At 36.2% G+C, this 17203-nt stretch carries 13 protein-coding genes and 2 pseudogenes; 9 read left to right on the top strand and 6 right to left on the bottom strand.

What is annotated here, in order from left to right:
- Positions 1 to 6 precede the first annotated feature (6 nt).
- The gene (locus tag AC1DVK_RS24180) at positions 7 to 132 is read left to right on the top strand and encodes a fumarylacetoacetate hydrolase family protein (protein WP_477627568.1); all 126 of its coding nucleotides are present in this window, start codon (positions 7 to 9) and stop codon (positions 130 to 132) included.
- Between the two features lie 1184 nt (positions 133 to 1316).
- On the opposite strand, the gene AC1DVK_RS24175 is transcribed toward AC1DVK_RS24180, so the two are convergent.
- Complete coding sequence (locus AC1DVK_RS24175) at positions 1317 to 1604, bottom strand: hypothetical protein (protein WP_477627566.1); 288 nt, start codon at positions 1602 to 1604, stop codon at positions 1317 to 1319.
- A 159-nt stretch (positions 1605 to 1763) separates the two neighbouring features.
- Positions 1764 to 1919: a hypothetical protein gene (locus tag AC1DVK_RS24170; protein ID WP_286141126.1), complete on the bottom strand. Its 156-nt coding sequence runs from the start codon at positions 1917 to 1919 to the stop codon at positions 1764 to 1766.
- Between the two features lie 510 nt (positions 1920 to 2429).
- Between AC1DVK_RS24170 and AC1DVK_RS24165 the strand changes: the two genes are divergently transcribed.
- Positions 2430 to 3176: a TerC family protein gene (locus tag AC1DVK_RS24165; RefSeq protein WP_061462618.1), complete on the top strand. Its 747-nt coding sequence runs from the start codon at positions 2430 to 2432 to the stop codon at positions 3174 to 3176.
- A gap of 390 nt (positions 3177 to 3566) precedes the next feature.
- Here the strand turns inward: AC1DVK_RS24165 and AC1DVK_RS24160 are convergent, their stop codons facing one another.
- Positions 3567 to 4094, bottom strand: coding sequence for an isochorismatase family protein (locus AC1DVK_RS24160; RefSeq protein WP_477627565.1), 528 nt, complete (start codon positions 4092 to 4094; stop codon positions 3567 to 3569).
- Between the two features lie 643 nt (positions 4095 to 4737).
- Here AC1DVK_RS24160 and AC1DVK_RS24155 point away from each other — a divergent pair.
- Entirely contained in the window at positions 4738 to 5319 is a 582-nt protein-coding gene (locus tag AC1DVK_RS24155) for a hypothetical protein (RefSeq protein ID WP_477627564.1), read from the top strand.
- A gap of 71 nt (positions 5320 to 5390) precedes the next feature.
- Positions 5391 to 5590 (top strand): annotated as a pseudogene (locus AC1DVK_RS24150) (recombinase family protein); the annotation flags it as partial.
- 784 nt (positions 5591 to 6374) lie between these two features.
- Here AC1DVK_RS24150 and AC1DVK_RS24145 read toward each other — a convergent pair.
- On the bottom strand, positions 6375 to 7592 hold the full coding sequence (locus AC1DVK_RS24145; protein WP_477627563.1) for a cytochrome P450: 1218 nt from the start codon (positions 7590 to 7592) through the stop codon (positions 6375 to 6377).
- 501 nt (positions 7593 to 8093) lie between these two features.
- Between AC1DVK_RS24145 and AC1DVK_RS24140 the strand changes: the two genes are divergently transcribed.
- Positions 8094 to 8834, top strand: coding sequence for a VCBS repeat-containing protein (locus tag AC1DVK_RS24140; RefSeq protein WP_477627567.1), 741 nt, complete (start codon positions 8094 to 8096; stop codon positions 8832 to 8834).
- A 411-nt stretch (positions 8835 to 9245) separates the two neighbouring features.
- Here the strand turns inward: AC1DVK_RS24140 and AC1DVK_RS24135 are convergent, their stop codons facing one another.
- Positions 9246 to 11039 (bottom strand): PhoX family protein, encoded by a 1794-nt coding sequence (locus AC1DVK_RS24135; protein WP_410862251.1) that lies wholly within the window; start codon positions 11037 to 11039, stop codon positions 9246 to 9248.
- Between the two features lie 438 nt (positions 11040 to 11477).
- Between AC1DVK_RS24135 and AC1DVK_RS24130 the strand changes: the two are divergent.
- From AC1DVK_RS24130 to AC1DVK_RS24120, 3 genes and pseudogenes are all read left to right on the top strand, one after another.
- A pseudogene (locus AC1DVK_RS24130) lies at positions 11478 to 11708 on the top strand (recombinase family protein); the annotation flags it as partial.
- A gap of 151 nt (positions 11709 to 11859) precedes the next feature.
- On the top strand, positions 11860 to 12756 hold the full coding sequence (locus tag AC1DVK_RS24125) for a DMT family transporter (RefSeq protein ID WP_477627562.1): 897 nt from the start codon (positions 11860 to 11862) through the stop codon (positions 12754 to 12756).
- A 466-nt stretch (positions 12757 to 13222) separates the two neighbouring features.
- Positions 13223 to 13492, top strand: coding sequence for a hypothetical protein (locus AC1DVK_RS24120; protein WP_477627561.1), 270 nt, complete (start codon positions 13223 to 13225; stop codon positions 13490 to 13492).
- A 122-nt stretch (positions 13493 to 13614) separates the two neighbouring features.
- Here AC1DVK_RS24120 and AC1DVK_RS24115 read toward each other — a convergent pair whose 3' ends face one another.
- Positions 13615 to 15408 carry a laminin G domain-containing metallophosphoesterase family protein gene (locus AC1DVK_RS24115; RefSeq protein WP_410862245.1) on the bottom strand — a complete coding sequence of 598 codons (1794 nt, stop codon included), beginning with the start codon at positions 15406 to 15408 and terminating at the stop codon, positions 13615 to 13617.
- Between the two features lie 975 nt (positions 15409 to 16383).
- Here AC1DVK_RS24115 and AC1DVK_RS24110 point away from each other — a divergent pair.
- Positions 16384 to 16959, top strand: a complete 576-nt coding sequence (locus AC1DVK_RS24110; protein WP_477627560.1) for a GNAT family N-acetyltransferase — start codon at positions 16384 to 16386, stop codon at positions 16957 to 16959.
- Positions 16960 to 17203: the final 244 nt, after the last annotated feature.

The raw sequence follows: 17203 nt of genomic DNA, 5'->3' as shown, positions 1-17203 counted from the left end.
CAGGTGATGACGCTGGAGCCAGGTGACATTTTGGCCACGGGTTCACCATCTGGCAGCTGCTCGATTAATTCGGGGGATGTGGTCGTTGTGGAAGTCGAGAAAATCGGTCAGTTATGTAATCATGTCGAGTAGAATGTACAGGCATTCTTAAAAACCAAAAATGAAAATATTCCAATATGGATGAGCCGACTTTTTAAAATGTTCCAGGGGACATCTCCTACTATCTTTAGTAGTAATTATGATGCTACTCTCATGGGCAAAAAGATGGTTTTTTGAAGCGTATAAGGTCGGGATGCTGTTTTGCCCTATTAATGTGAAAAGGTTTCATAAGGCAGGTATTGTAGAGGGAATACGAAAATAAAAACAACCTTGATTTTCCTGCTCATCGTAAGATAATATCGGCTTTACCGTTTTTTACTAGAGAATTGGTATCCGACTTTTAAACCTATCACAAGAATTATCAATGAGAACAAAAAGGCTATATTAAAAGGGATCAAGATTCATGGAGTAGTAAAAGTTAATTTGGTCTTTACCGAATGTCGGTTTAATTACATTGTAAAAATATAAAGCTTGAGATATGCAGCAAATACATGCTAGGCTTTCTGAATCAAAAGGATTATTCTAAAAAAGAGGGGAGAACAAGTCAACCAGATGACTTGTTCTCCCCTTTGATCATACGTTTGAATTGCAAGGTATGGAGAGTATCTTTTATTAAATCTCGACCTTTTTTCATATCTTCAACCTTTAACCATTTTCGAATCAATTTTTTTAAGGGTGCACCACTCAAATGGGGTCCAAAATTCAGCAAAAACTTCTCTAAATATGACGACTTTCTTCTATTATATACACTCACCAAAAACATCTTATTACCACAAATGAATCGCATGGAGTTCTTTTTCAAAAACCCTCTCCAAATAAATTTCTGTAGTGGATAGCTGCTTATGGCCGAGGCTCTTCATAATCTGATGGACATCAACTTCATTTAAGTGAGAAATGATGGCAAAAGCTTACCTAAATGTATAAGGACGAATGGAAGAAGAACGAAACTTTAAAAAGGCAATCCACTCTCTTTAATGGCTTTTGTTAAGTATTGAGACAAATAAGAGGGAGAGTATGCACGGTCGGTATGGGTCATAAAGAGCGGGTCGACTCCTTGTGCTGCATCAATATCCTCGATTCCTCTGCTGAACGGAATATTCGAATACTATTCATTCCTTTTTCTTTCAATGGTATTTGCCTTCTTTTATTTCCTTTACCTAGGAACTCTAAAAAATACATGCTGGTAATCCTTGATTCGGAGCCTTGTAAACTCTTCATTAGGCATGCCTGTCATCGTTAGAGAGGAATAATCGAAAAAAAGATGGGGTGGTTGATTTTACTGAAATAATCAGGTAGCTGAATGATTTCCTTTGGTCCCAAATCACAGTTGGGCCAATGCTTATCTTAAAGAAAACTTCATGAATTGGTTCAGTGATATAGCCTGCTTCGAACAGGAATTTCAAGAAACTCTTAATGATGGTTGTCTTTCTGGATAATGTGGCAACAGAATAAGCTCCTTTTGTTACGACATCGGGGCTTTTTTCTGATAACCTTTCCTGATACATTGAATGTGCCGTGTAGATAGAGATTTAAAGAGGGAAGCCTCCACAACTTTTCCAAATCTACAATGATTTCCACCAAATAAGTGAGTGATTGAACAATAAATTAAATAAGTTCTCGCTCATAGGCTTGTATGGTGCTGGCGGACTTTTCTTGTAGCTGTTTTAAATGCTCTCGCCGGTGAAGAAACCACTGGAGCATTTCTGCATCGCTAAAATCTGAAAAAGGATCATGTCATTCTTTTCTGTAGCATCTAATCGTTCTTGCAACGATGTCTGCAAGACTTGAAGCTCTTCCGCTTTTTCTATCAGTTCATGCATACCTGTATCCCTCCCTTTTATCAACCATCTATCAATAAGATAAAGTATTTATTTATTAAATCCCTTTTATCGATTCTTAATACAGTATTACGAATATCTCTGGTACATCAGCAGAAGCTAGGAACATCACAACGGACATTTTATGGAATTGCATTTAATGGAATGGTAGGGGATTAATTCCTGATTCGGTAATTAAACGAAGTTGATGCTTGCCGAACTTAATGAAGTATTTTGGATTAGTCAATCTAAGTTTAAAACCCCAATTTTCCTCAATGGGAACTAAGTTTAAGCATAAAGGAATATATTATAGAGCCAAACTTCAAGAAGGGAGTTGCTTCGGCAGCTCTTTTTCTTATGGAGCATATGGGACGGAAGGGTTGAATAAGGAAGTGGATACAATGGGACAATAATGGAGGAGAAAGTGTTGGAGTGTTTATAATTCCAGTTAAATGTATAAAGACGATATTGAAGTCATTTACACATACTTATACATGCTTATAGGGAGGCATTATGGAACTATCTTTATTATTGGAGTATGGCTGGGTTTTAATTATTTTAATTTTTTTAGAAGGTTTATTATCTGCTGATAATGCATTGGTTTTAGCCATTATGTCGAAGCATTTACCAAAAGAACAGCAAAAAAAAGCAATAAATATTGGATTACTTTTAGCTTTTATATTCAGGATTGGTGCAATTTTCACGATTTCCTACCTTTTCCACGTTTGGCAGGTCCAGGCGATTGGTGCTGCGTATTTGATTTTCATCTCTTTAAAACATTTACTAAAAAAGGACCACGGGGAAAAAGAAAAAAAAGTGAAAAGCTACCGTATGACCGTTGCACAAATTGCTTTAGCTGATATTGCCTTTGCCATTGATTCCATTTTAGCTGCAGTCGCTCTAGTCATTGCCTTGCCAGATACCCCCATGGGCGATATTGGAGGTATGGATGGGGCTAAATTCATTGTTATATTAATAGGAGCAATTGCAGGCTTAATCGTCATTCGGTTTGCTGCAGGTTACTTCGTTAAGATATTGACAGATCGACCTAGCCTCGAAACAGCAGCAATGTTAATCGTAGGTTGGGTAGGGGTTAAGTTGTTAATGCATACTCTTGCTCATCCTTCCGTGCACATTATTCCTCATGATTTTGTTGAAGGGCCCATTTGGAATATAATTTTTTGGACAGTCATGCTTCTTATTGCTTTGGGTGGATGGTTTTTATCTGGAAAGACAGAAAAAAATGATGAAGCAAAATGAGTAACGTTGTCTGAATAATTGTTCATTTAACTCAATAAAAGGAGTTCCATAAAGTTAAATTTTGTTTACTTAATAAGGATTAAAGACCGACTTCAAAATTTCGGTCTGTTTTTTCTTTGTTAAAAAGTCTGTAAAACTAAATGACTTCTAACAAAAAATGCCTCTAAACTACTTGATATCGTAAAGCCAATGATAAATACAGTTGATTCAGCTGAGATAATTAACGGGAGGTGACGAATAATATGCTCGCTTAATTGCAATAGTTTGGCTATTTTTTACTGTTATATCACTCCGCCAGCAAATGGATTCAAGCTCCGTCAATTGTAGTATATTGAGGGATGACTGAGATTTCCTTTTCTTTTCTGCCACATTTGTCTGTTTATAAAATCATTAAAAGAAAATTTCTTCGGTTTTCTTTACACCTGCAAACCATTCGGCATGTATGTTGTTATGGTGATTGATTATTTGAGAAGCGTTTAAAATGTTAGTATCACTTGTACTATGACCATCCTCTGCAAGAATAACTTCATAACCTTGGCTAAATGCACGACGACAAGTAGCATCTACACATATTTCCGATTGAATTCCCGTAATGATAATTCGACTTATTTTTCTGGTTACTAATTGTTGCTGTAAATCCGTTTGTTGAAATGAATCAGGATAATCCTTTTCAATTATAACGTCTTCTTTTAAAAGAGGGATCGACGGATGAATTTCCCATCCAGGATTTCCTTTGTAATTAAGGGTTCCTGCTTTACCATTGTGTTTCGTGAAAAAAATAGGGGCCTGCTCAATTCGGGCCTTTGAAATGAGGAATTGAATATTTTTTAATAATTCATCATCTTTATATATGAGTTTATCCGAAAATGATCCTATTTGAAGGTCAATTATAAGTAATGCAGTATTTTTCCCGTTCACATTCATCCCCCGTTCATTCTTGATTTCCGCTTAAGTAAGGTTTTCTAGAATTGCCATCTGATGGTTTTATGATATTTTATGTAAGGAACATCTTCAATTTAGTATTCCCTTTATGAAGTATTTTTTGCGAAAAAGATATGAATGGATTGTTCAAGCTTCTAATGATTAGGGTCCTAGCACCATTTCACGTAACACATACTCCAATTGACGGGTGCTTTACCGCAGGTTTCTTAACTTGTACATATTCGGAATTTTAATTCTACCCAAATAGGGGGAGCTTTCACTTGAATTTGAATGTATGATTATGTAAAATTTCATACATTTAATAACAGAATCTTGAGGCTTGAACATGCTCAATTTGTATTAAATTATTAATTAATTTTTGAAGTTCTTCATTCATTTAACTCCTATAGTCTATTATATAAAAAAATTAAAGGAGGTATCCCGTATCCATAATTCCAAAAAATATTTTAATCATAATAAGCTAGACTGCCCTGCCTTTTTATCCATTGATGGATAAAGGAGGGTTCTTTAGTTTTCCTAAAGTATAGTTTTAGATATTTCCGTGGATTCTATAAAAATAATCCAATTTCATTTATACTGACAATATATTTTCCATTCAAAGGACTAGGGGTACTATACGATGAGTTCAAAACGGAATACAAGAAAAAACAATCACTTTTTATCCAGCCATATTCCAAATCCAAAAGAACTAAGAATCATCATTATCTGTTTAACCATAACCATTTGTTTATTTTTCATAGGACTTTTACTTATTTCCCTTAATCATCAGCAGCTAATGATGCAAGATTACAAACATTTTAAGATAATCGTAAAACAATTTGGGTCGATTTCAAGAATTTTATATTTTGCCGTTTTTGCTATCTATCCTGTTTTTCTTTTATTAAAGTGGAAACGTTTGAAAACGATAAAGTGGAGGAACTTTCAAATAAAAAATTCCCTCCAGTTTCTCGGAAAGTTAGTAAGAAAATGGCATGTTCCCCTTGCGTTAGCATCTACTGGAGTCGTTTTTCTTCATGGATATTTGGCGATCATTAGAGGATTTAAATGGGACTTTACGCATATCACGGGAATTCTCGCTATTTTTCTTTTGATTTTCCTCCTATTTATGGGGCTTAGACGATTCAAAAGAAAAGATAAAAAATGGCACTTTAAATTGGCTATTGGGTTTCTTCTTTTATTTATGATTCATGCGTCTTTTTAGGATGATAAACATTACTAAAAGGAGAGCGTCAGAAAAATGCGGATTTACAACGTTAAGAAAATTCAAATATGGCAACGGGTCTATTGATGTTTCACCTGTTCGCAGCGTTTGCGGAATTTGATCGTAATTTGATTGAGGAACGCTCGGCTGCAGGACGTTCTGCTGCTATAGCGCGTGGACGTCTTGAAAAATTTGGACCGAGGATATTGACATGATGAAATCGTTCATTGAAAGTGACACACCGATTTATAGCTATTTAGAAAAAAAGTAAATCGGAAAAGTGTGGCTTTGAAACAAAGTTTGATCAAGTTAATACAAGAAACCTTGATAAATGAATAAATAGAAAGGGGATGTTTTGAAAAAGGATTGATCTTTTTCGTACCTTAATGAACTAGCGCATCTGTTAGTTTAAATAGAAACCTTCACAATATCCCTATCTGAACATAAAACAAAAAAAGACACAAAATATTTTTCTCACTATTTCTTCGGACTGTGTCATGACTTCTTTCATTTTTGCATTAAATACTTAAATAAATGACAAATAATACCCTCAAAAGGTTTAACTAGTAAACGTAATGTTTATTATATTTAATATGAAAAGTGAAAAAAGGAAGGCGAATTGTTTTGGCTATAATTAATATTGACCAATTGCTATTAGATACTGAAGAAATTGCCGAGGAGTCAATTCCATTCCATCTCGATACATTTGACATTGATCAATTATTAGATAAAACGGATAATTGGTAAAGAAAAGCATGCCAAAGTGAAGTGAACAAGTTAGATGCGCTAAACCCCAAAATAGTATTTAAACGAAAGTGAAAACCATTTTGTGATTTTCATTTTCGATTTTGTATTTTTAGTTCTTAAAATCCGAGTACTTCAATAATAAATATAGGGTTCAAACTCGACAAACCATTTCCGAATAATCCCAATGGGAAAGGTCGTAACTAATACGGTCTCTATTCCATTAGGATTATATGGAAAAACCTCATTTTTTGTTATTGATGGGCTTTATATTGACCAATCTATGTTTTAATCTTAGGCAGCAAGGCACATTATCTTGTGAATTTTAAAGGAAGGCTTTTCACTCCAAAAACAAATGGACTTGGAATCGCCTCCAGCTTAGTCCCTTTTACATCTTCCAATTTGGAAAATGTACTTAATAGAGTCATGAGAGCTACTTCAGCTTCCAGACGTGCAAGTGGGGCCCCTAAACAAAAATGAATACCAAACCCGAAACTCAAATGAGGATTTAACTTTCTTTCTAACGTAAACTGGTTAGGCTCTGCAAATTTTTGTTCATCCCGGTTTGCCGAAGCTACCCAGCAAATCACTTGTTCCCCTTTTTGGATTGTTTTGCCTCCAACTTTGACATGTTCCTTTGCAATACGGCCAATTGCCTGTATTGGAGGATAAAAGCGTAATGTTTCTTCTACCAATTTTGGTATTAAAGGCAGATTTGTCCTAGCTTGTTCTTGTATTTTTTTATCTTCTGTCATATAGCGTACGGCATTTGTAATTAAATTGGTTGTTGTTTCATTCCCCGCAACTAATAATAAAACACAGAAAGATAGTAACTCTTCTTCTGTTAATTTCTCCCCATCAATTTTTGCCTCTATTAATAGCGAAATTAAATCTTCTTCAGGATTATTTGTTCTCTCTTTAATTATTTTTTTGAAATAATCTTTAAGAAACTCGTTTCCTTCCTTGCGTTTTTGTGTCATTCTTTGGAAGGCTTCACTTGAATTGTCTTTAGCCCCTTCCACGAGAACATCGGAATAAGTTTTAAAAAGATCCCGATCCTTGGTAGGGATCCCCAATAATTCGGCAATTATTATGACAGGCAACGGACCAGCAAGATCATGAACGAGATCCATAGTTGCCTTCTCTTTAACTTGATCGAGAAGATAAAGTGTCACTTCTTCGATTTTATTTGTTAAATCCTTTACTGCTTTAGGAGTGAAGGCCTTGTTCACTAAGTTTCTCATTTTCGTATGTCTAGGAGGATCCATTGTCAAAATGCTTCCTTGCAAAGTTCCAGAACCTCGTTCCGATGAAAACATTTTTGGATTTTTTAGAATAAAATGAACGTCTTCATATCGAAACACATCCCAGCAACTTCGAGACTCGTCATACCTTACAGGGCTTTTTTGCCGTAAATCATTAAAGATTGGAAATGGAAATAATTGATCTCCGTTAGAATCAATTTCTCTCATGGGGATAAGGTTAGCATACTGCTCCACTGCACTCGTTGACTTCTGTTCTTGTGTCATGGTTTCATCTCTCCTTATATTGGCTAATATTTATACAGTAAATAGTCATGAACCGGTTCATTCTTCTAAGATAACAAACTTGTAATTCGGTTTCAATTGACATAAAATGAAATATTTTTCAATAAGAAGAAAGTAATAATTCGGGAAACCTGATGTTTGCTCCACAGCCTAAAGAAAATCCTCTTTTAAGTTGCTTAGCTCATCGTTTAAGGTCATGCCAGACCCAAAGTCACGAAAAACTCCAAGGATATGCCCCAAATTCCTGCATATAATTTTATATTGAAATTAATTGAGACAGATGGGAGGAAGATGGTTACGGATGATATCAGAAAAAAGATTCATTACTATTTCACAAAAATGCAAGAAACGAATCACCCTTATTATTGGTACTGTTTGGCTGAGACTCAAGTAAAAGCCGGATTAACGAACGAAGCACTGCAAACGATTGATAACGCGTTGTCGTTTCCAAATCCTTATCCTTCAAAGCAGGAACTGCTAGAAATGCAATTGAGCCTCCAATCTGTTCTTTTAGGAGAATTTAACATGAACAGAACAATCATAGTGACTGAAAAGCGAGGCGATATTGATGGGGACGGGATAATGGACAATGTTTTTCTTACCGCAAACAAAACCCCTGAAAGCCCATTTTGGAGGAATTTAACTTTGGTTATCCAAAATGGGAGGACTAACCAAAATGAACAAATCCCCATAAAAAATAACTCTGGATACAATCCGACCCTTATACTTGGTGATTTCACGGCTAACAAGGGGGATGACATATTAGTGGTCATTGATACAGGAGGGAGCGGTGGTACTATTTATGCGTATGTATTTTCTTATTTTAATGGTCAACTTATGAATATTTTTAATTCTGATTCATTCAATGAAACATATAAGTACGATGTGACTTATGAAAATCAATACAAAGTAATGGTGAACAGTTATTACCTGAAGGAAAAGTATATTCTTGACCTTACGAATAAGGATAAGGGATATTTATCTGAAATTTATAATAAGAATGGTGTTTTGAAGGCACCGATAGAAGGATGGGTCAATCCTTTATCTGGTTTATATCCGGTTGATTTTAATAGGGACGGCATATATGAGCTAGAAGCGTATCAGAGGATAGCCGGGATGTATAATGCCGACTCACTCGGATTTGTACAGACTGTATTGAAATGGAACGGGCGAGAGTTTGGTCCTGACCGTCAGAATGTGGCTATCTTTGGAGGGGAAATATAGCAGCATTGAGGAAAAGAAAGTTGCGTCTGCTTTTTTCCCATTTCGCTTTTTATTTAAGCTTAATCTTCTTTTATAGTGTTGCTTTCTATTTAAATACACCATGATTTACTTTTTAATCCTCAATAGACCTTTGTATTGGACACACACGCAGAACCTCCTAGTTGCTTCTTGTAAAAACTTCAGCAAAAGACAAAAAAACAATAGTGAAAAAAGCTGCGCAAATTATAGGGTATAACGTTTTGTTAGTTGATAACTCCCGTTACCGTTTCTGCATGAAACATGTGATAACGCCTAGAAAGTTATCTCAGATTTATAAAGTACCTATATAAAAAAGAATCATTGGATTTCTCCAATAATTCTTTTTTATTATTGTTATGATTATTGTCTCAGTTATTGTTGCAATAGTCCTCTTTAATCATTATGGTCATCGTTTTTATCATCGTCATCTCGTTCACTATCTTTATCATCAAGAGAAGGTAGACCAGATAAATAACCTGCATTCCCTGGATTTTGAGAACCGACCATTAGATATGTGAACCCATTTAAATTATCAAGTGCCTGTATACCTGTCACTTCTCCGCCGTCAGGGGCTGAGATAATGCGAGAAAGTTTCTTTGTATCCACATTATAAGCCCAGCCATAGTTATTGTGATGTTTCCCGCCATCCTCGGCAATAAATAATGTTCTCATTCTTTCAGAAAATACGATATTATCAGGGTTTGAGATTTTTTCGGAATCTGCCGTATTCCCTGCGGCATCCTTAGAAGAAAGATCTTTTCCTGTGATTAAACCAGCCATCTCATTGGCTACGTATCTACTTTTAATCGTATTTCCATTCTGGTCTTTTTGTCCCTCGGCAAGCGAAAGTTCATATATCCCGCCAGAACTAATTTTAGGAACCTGAATGTCATCCACTTGATCAGATGGATTAGCCTCCATACCGCCAGCTATGGTAGACATAGTCATATAGATCTTGTTATCTGCCTTGTTTAATTCAACGGTTTCCATTTTGTTGAACTCTGAAGTCGCACCGAGCAATGCACCATAACGACGAGATTCCAAGAAAGCTGCGGCCTTTTCCATGCCAGGCTTCAACTTTAGCCATTCATCTCTTCCACCCGCTTTTACTCGTTTAAATCCATTCGCTTTTGCAAATTCTATATCATTTGTAGCTTCAAACATATCGCTGAATTTCAGCTTGTGAGCAAGTTTTTTAATTTCTGAATCAGTTCCATGACCTAATTTAAGCCATTTTAAATCAGCGGAACCACCATTTTCTTGTCCAGTTTGAATCCATTTTGCTGCGTACAGCGTTCCAGCAGACAGGTCTTTTTCTTTATCTGCTATATACATGAAAGCCATAGTGTAAGCACCATCATCACCGAAGTAAACGGTACGGTTATCTGGAGCCACTTTAACGTTTTCAGATGAAAGTCGTCCCATGCTGAAGTGTTTCACAGCCGTGGATTTTCCTCCAGGATGAACGGTTACCTCAGGGGTATGACCGTATAGATAGGGATTACCTATGACTGTTTTATCGTTATAATAGTTACGGGCAAATTGAGTCACTACAGAATTTTCAGGATTTGCTTCATGTGACCTAGCATCGGGCTCATATTCTTCGCTGCCTAGATGGGTGTTCCAAGGAGATAGAGAACCTGCACAAGGGGTCCAGATTCCACCGTCTGCTGAAAAATCAATCGGCTTTGTATCTGTTACAGTCAGTTCTCCAGTCTTCTTATTCTGCTTTAGAGTATTTAACATCATCGATTTTGGCATATTACCAGTCTCATTTGAAGGCATTGCCTCATAATGGTTCACCATATACAATTTACCTTTTATACTTATGACCGTATTGCTGTCAGGTGCAGTAGAAATATAGGGGGTGCCTTCAGGACTCTTAATCATATTGCCTTTTACATCATAGGCAGCACCGGCAATGCCATTTTTAAATTCATCCCCAGGTTGGAACAGTGATTTGTATTCAAGAGGTAGCATCTTTTGGGAACCATTAGTGTAGGTCACCTTAACTGATGCTTCACTGTACATCTTTGAGCGCTGGTCTTGCGTATCAGGCGCATTCATCCCAATAAACTCGACTTTATGTACTGAAACTTGTTTATCTGGTTGAGCCAATACATTTGTAGTGGATGGCAATAAAACAGCTAAGCTCAAGAGTGGTGCGACTATTTTTCCTTTTTTCATGTCAGTAACCTCCGTGTTTAGTTCAAATTGATAACCTTGTCTCCCATAGTAAACTACGCATGTAAAGTGAATGTATAGGAAATGTAAAGTAACCCCCCTAAAACTATTAAAAGTTTTTTTGACTAACAATATTACCCTTTAGGCATTTTCTGAAATGGACTTGGTTCCCTGTGCAAAAGGAAAACAAATAGGAGATTTCTTTAAATCAAAATTACTTGTGTTTCAGCAATACAGTCATTTTAAACCCAAAAACCCCGTAGTATCAGTCCCATTTTTTATCGTTACTAGTTCAATATGTTGTAGGTATTACTGTCGGACAATATTTTGTTTATTTTAAACTAAACCTCGTTAGAATACATATTGTATTGGGCATCCCAAAATAGCTATATACTTACTATTCGTAATTAGCAGGATTTATTGTTTAGATTTACATTTATTAACCTGAAACGGTTTGGACGAAATAAAGATCTTCACGAATGGAATGTCATCACGAAAAACATTCAAGCAGACATCGTTGTGATGGATTTGCCTTTGTTGGACACGACTCAATTTAAGGATAGCCTTGATACATTCATTACTGTTTTGATTTTGCCAGATTCTTAAAAGGATGACGGAAGAAGACGGGGTAGAATTCAAAGATGTCAGCGTGAAGGAATGGATGTGGGTTTAGTCTAAGATATATGGAAAGCAGGAAAGAATGACAGCAAATGAAAATCCCTTAATTTACTATGCCACTTCACAGCGAGATAGAAATTTTATTGAAGTTCTCACGTATCCATGATACCTTCAGTTTATAGGGAATGGTTGGGAGGAATAGGTTTTGAACACAAAGGCATTTTTATTGGCATTTATTACAGTTATTATTTGGGGATCTACATTCGCTGCTATTCGTGCAGGCTTGCATGGCGGGTATTCAGCTGGCCATTTGGTGCTGGTTCGTTATCTAATAGCATCAGGGGTTTTTGTCCTTTATGCTCTATGGCCTGGGGTGAAATTTCGACTCCCGAAAAAAGGGGATATGTTAAGGATATCGATTCTCTCATTAATTGGTATTAGTATTTACCACATCGGGGTGACATTCGGGGAACTAACCGTTTCGGCGGGAACCGCTGGAATGCTGATTGGTTCAGCACCTGTTTTCATCGCGATCATTGCTGCAATCGTTTTAAAAGAACGCCTTGGTTTATTGGGATGGATTGGTTTAGGCATTGGATTCATAGGAATCACCTTAATAACATTAGGTACTGCAGGCCCATCACTAAATATATCTGAAGGAGCCTTTTTAGTGCTGATGTCTGCTGTTGCTTCTGCGGTGTTTTTTGTTTTCCAAAAGCCGCTGTTTAGCCGCTATAATCCGATTGAATTGACAGCTTATTTCACATGGATTGGTACGATACCCTTTTTCATATTCTTTCAAGGGCTCTTTCAAGAAATTCAACAAGCTACAATGGAAGGTCACTTATCAGCGATTTTTGTTGGTATTTTCCCTGCGGCCATCGGTTATGTTACATGGGCAATTGCACTTTCGCTAGGAAAAGCCAGTTCCGTTTCTAGTCTGTTATACATTGAACCTGTTATTGCCATTTTCGTCGCCTGGGTTTGGCTGCAAGAGGTGCCGAGTACTCTTTCAGTCATTGGCGGCGTGATTGCCATTTTCGGAGTCCTTGTTGTCAATTTGTTCGGAAAGTATCAATCAGTGATGAAAAAAGCTGCATGATAATTCATGGTTTATTCTAACTCAGAATACCCCAGCCCTTATTTGTTTTATTATGACATCCTGGGGCAAGTTCGTAATTTCATTGGGATTTATTGTATTTGGGAAACTAGGTTATCTACTGACTACTTTTTACATTTGAGGGCGACTTTGATTAAGTCCGCGTAACCATGTAGCGAATCATAACTTTCATTCAAATAAACTAAAACAAAGAATGTCACTCGAATCCCTGACAAGGTGCGTTCTAAAAGAATATAAAAGTAAAAAGATATTTCATCAATAAGACTAAAAGGGGATAGGAATGATCTATATTGCAAGAACTCAAAGGGTGCTATTAGGATTTTTAATGTCAAGTATAATCCTTCCTAACATCATTATAAAAGATTTCTCCATGGGATTCATAAGTTACATTCAATTTGCAATATTGGTTTTTCTTCTCGCAGCATTCGTCATTCATTATGAATTTATCATGGAGAATGATTGTTTATCATACCAAATAAAATTTTGGAAAATGCCAATTTATAAAAAAGTAATCTACCCTGAACAAATCATCCAGTTGAAATTCACAACTGTCGGATGGGCAACCAAAGGCGTTATTATCCGTTTGAAAAAAGGGCTAAATATTCGGATTTTTGGTTTTAATCCAGATGAGGTCTTAAAGGATATACTGAATTACGGTAAAGAAAAAAATATATCAATTACTAAATCTAAATATTATCTGGTTTTGGAAAAAAAATGATGAAATAAGCATGACGATTAAAATTAGTAGAAAAAAAGGCTCCAAATAAAGGAATCCCCCTAGGTTGATGATATAGCTTGGTTACACCTAGGGGAGTGGTTTTTTTCTTCATCTTAGTTAAATTAATTAAAATTAAATCTATTTTTAAAGTCCCAATTCAATTTAAATGAATTATTTTCGCCAGTTAAAAATTTATAATCGATATAAGATTTTTCTTTCTTAGACATTTCATCGACAAATGGGGAAAAAGTACGGAATATCAGTACTTTTTTCTTTTCATCAAATTCTACAAGTCGTAGCCAGCCATTCCCCCCTCGATAATTCGTTTGGTAATTGACTAGCATTTGAATGACATCATTTCCTGCTGAGTTTTGTTTGACCTGATGTGCTATTCCAAAATAATGTCCATTTACCGTCATGAACACTTGATTGTGGTCCTCAACAAGTTCCCTCCAAATCAGTCGGCCATTGGAAGACTCGGCGGCAATGGTTTTATCATCTTTAACTTTAGGGTAAATAATATCATGTGAGACGAGGATCGTCGGTTTATCTTTATGTTGATCTAGAACCTGTTTTGACCATTCCAAGTCCTTATGCAGACTTTTCATATCCACTATTAAGATTAAGTATTCATAACTTCCTGCTTTAGCCATTGCATAAGAGCTATATCCAGACGGAGAAGACCCCTTATAGTATTTTTTATTAACAAAACGCTTCGGCCCATAATGTGTTAAGAAAGGATCTCCTTTAGCATAGTCATGATTTCCGGCCGCTATCATATATGGAACTTCATTTTTATCCATATGGGAAATGGCTCCAAGGGAATTCTGCCATTGTTCTTCTAAATCATTATCGACTATGTCCCCAACAAATGTATTCATAATGATATTGTTCTTTTTAGTGTTTTTGGAAATCCAGTTCATTTGGCTATTGAAAATCTCGGGATTTTGGCTTGAATATTTCTGGACATCTGGAACAAAAAGAAAATTATAATTCTTTCTATTCGTTAGAAAATGTAACGCTTTGTTTGATCCTTCGAATGGTTTATCATCGCGAGCATCCTGCACAATCCATTCTTTTTCAGTCAAAGCCTTATTAGCAATACGTATTTCTTGGATATTCCCCCTGAATAGTCCACCCAGCTTATTTCCCCATTCAGATGCTCCGATGTTCCAGCCTTTACCTTTTAATGCTGCAATTCCTATGACCTTTTCTGATTTTCCGTAATCACTTACGCCATTTAAAGTTAAAGTAGTCGTGTAACTATCATTAACGACCGCCAAATGGTACCACTCATCAGGATTTAAAGCTCGGGACCAATTGCTTACATTATAATTTAAATTAGATGGATGGCTTGTCCAGTGTATTTTTTGATCACTGGATATAGTTAATGCCGAAAGGATTTTCTTCTCGCCTTCCAATTTATTAAGATCGGCAGCCTGTCCTTGTCTGGAAAAGAGACCCATGCCGCTCTTGGATTCCCTTGGCAACTTAAAAACCGCTTCAATGGTAAAACCTTTATCGAATTTCTCAGAATTTATTGGTGCATCCTTTTTGGTTTTGAAATATCTTCCTGAAGGTGCGTTCTCGTAATTTGCGAATTTCATGCTTCCCCCTTCTTGTTGATCATAATAATCTTCTTCAGACCATTGAATCATATTTTTCAATTCAGGCGAGGCAGGATCACCTATCGTCACTAACCTCAAATCATTTCCTTGTTTGCTTGTATCTTCTAAAATTAAATTACCTTTATCGATTGAACCGCTTTTAACATGTTGTTTTGTGAATTTCCAATTTGCCACGATACCGCTACGATCATTTTTAGAAGCGGGATTAAAAGAATCGGCCGACTTAGCTATACCAGGAACAATCATAAATAAGAGTGAGAGACCTATAAAAGCTTTTTTCATTCTCATAAAACATTCACCCCATTAAATATTGATTAAGCGATTAGAATAACCGTTATTCATTTATTCTTTATTTACTACCTGGATAATTTGTCGAAAACTAAGCCTAGGCAGGGAGATTCTTATAAGCTGCAATATGGATATAGTTTGCTTATCTTCTTGATAACTTATTAAGGATGAGTAAAAAAGACTTATTCCTGCAAAACACATTAGGAGGTAAGGCCTAATGCGTGTGATTTACCTTGTTGAAGGAACGCTTTAATCATAAAATTACATGTTATGGTTTGATTGAATCTGAACCTCTGATGGGAAGGTAAATAAACAAGCATTTGAAAGTATAAGGACAATGAATGATTCATCAAGAAAAATGAGGTGAATGAAATGGTAAGAAGGAGAAGATAGCCTACTGAAATTGACGTAGTATTAGGAGGCTATCTTGATTTATAGGAGATGTATGAAAAGTGAAACAAAACAAAAATGGTATGCAATTTTTTTTGCGTATGAGCCGACTTTGACATCTAACCTTCACTTCTCGCAAAGAGCAAACTTGGTATGTAGATGAACAAGAAAATCATCTGTTTTGGCCAGTTGGGAACTATCGATCTGAAGGTGTGCGTGAAAAAACCTTCTTGACTAAAAATTCCAACATATATAAATGACTTGATTGGTGCAGGTTTCAGCATAAGAGCAGTAAAGGGACCGATGCCCTGATGAAATGTTAAGAAGTGTTCTTGAAATGAAAAATAAAAATCGGAGGCCAATGTTCTAAATGATTTCAGCAGTAACAGAAATTGATTTATAAATGCTTGAATCAAGTAAATGGTATAAAAAGGCGTTTCTATAAAAGTAGAACGCCTTTTTATTATTAACATTAACGAGGATTCAATAATTCTTACAGCGATAAAGAGTTGATTATCGGCATTAATTAGGTAATGATTGAAATAGTAAAGAATGGAAAAAGGGACTTGGGGGGAGGGGATTTGGATGGAAAAAGCATTTCCGCTTATTGAAACACGCCGATTGATTTTAAGGAAAGTTACAATAGAGGATGCTGGAGATATGTTTACATACCTATCTGATACAGATGTCGTGAAGCCAATGGGGTTATATCCATGCCAATCAGAAAATGAAGTATGGGATGAAATTAAGTGGTACGAATCTATATTCAAAGAAGGTACTGGAATTAGATGGGGAATTACATTAAAAGAATCCGGTAAGGTTATAGGCAGCTGCGGTTTCCTGAATATGGTCACCAAACATCATCGAGCTGAAATTGGATATGAATTAAATAAAGATCATTGGGGAAAAGGCATTGCAAGTGAAGCATTGGAAGCCGTTGTAAAGTATGGTTATCGTCACTTTCACCTGGAAAGGATAGAAGCTTTAATTGAACCTGCTAATAGCCCATCCTATAAACTAGTGGAAAAACAAGGATTTAGAAGAGAAGGATTGCTGAGGCATTATGAATATACTTGTGGCAAATTCGATGATTTATATATGTACTCACTCATAAAAGAAGATCTTAATGACATTTTCTTATTACAGTGTGAAAACCGCTAAAAAGCGGTCTTTTTCGTGCGCCCGGCATGGGTGCAATCTATAGGGTGGAAGTCCCGAATCATGAAGGCAGTAGTAGTGGTTAGCTTAATGCAAGGGTGTCCACGGTGACGTGGAATCTGAAGGAAGCAAGCGGCAAACCTCCGGTCTGAGGAACACGAACTTCATATAAGGCTAGGTATCATTGGATGAGTTTGCGAAACAAAACAAAGTCCTTACTGCCGAAGGTGGTACAGAGTAAATGAAG

This window comes from Peribacillus sp. P4_B1, from assembly GCF_056402395.1.
The sequence above is the reverse complement of the archived record's forward strand: the minus strand, read 5'-3'. Positions and strand labels throughout refer to the sequence as shown.

Bases quoted from the DNA above. Each gene is read 5' to 3' on its own strand.
- AC1DVK_RS24170 (WP_286141126.1), bottom strand. From the start codon at position 1,919: ATGCATGAACTGATAGAAAAAGCGGAAGAGCTTCAAGTCTTGCAGACA.
- AC1DVK_RS24145 (WP_477627563.1), bottom strand. From the start codon at position 7,592: ATGACACAAGAACAGAAGTCAACGAGTGCAGTGGAGCAGTATGCTAAC.
- AC1DVK_RS24175 (WP_477627566.1), bottom strand. From the start codon at position 1,604: ATGTATCAGGAAAGGTTATCAGAAAAAAGCCCCGATGTCGTAACAAAA.
- AC1DVK_RS24135 (WP_410862251.1), bottom strand. From the start codon at position 11,039: ATGAAAAAAGGAAAAATAGTCGCACCACTCTTGAGCTTAGCTGTTTTA.
- AC1DVK_RS24110 (WP_477627560.1), top strand. From the start codon at position 16,384: ATGGAAAAAGCATTTCCGCTTATTGAAACACGCCGATTGATTTTAAGG.
- AC1DVK_RS24115 (WP_410862245.1), bottom strand. From the start codon at position 15,408: ATGAGAATGAAAAAAGCTTTTATAGGTCTCTCACTCTTATTTATGATT.
- AC1DVK_RS24165 (WP_061462618.1), top strand. From the start codon at position 2,430: ATGGAACTATCTTTATTATTGGAGTATGGCTGGGTTTTAATTATTTTA.
- AC1DVK_RS24120 (WP_477627561.1), top strand. From the start codon at position 13,223: ATGGAGAATGATTGTTTATCATACCAAATAAAATTTTGGAAAATGCCA.
- AC1DVK_RS24140 (WP_477627567.1), top strand. From the start codon at position 8,094: ATGCAATTGAGCCTCCAATCTGTTCTTTTAGGAGAATTTAACATGAAC.
- AC1DVK_RS24155 (WP_477627564.1), top strand. From the start codon at position 4,738: ATGAGTTCAAAACGGAATACAAGAAAAAACAATCACTTTTTATCCAGC.
- AC1DVK_RS24180 (WP_477627568.1), top strand. From the start codon at position 7: ATGACGCTGGAGCCAGGTGACATTTTGGCCACGGGTTCACCATCTGGC.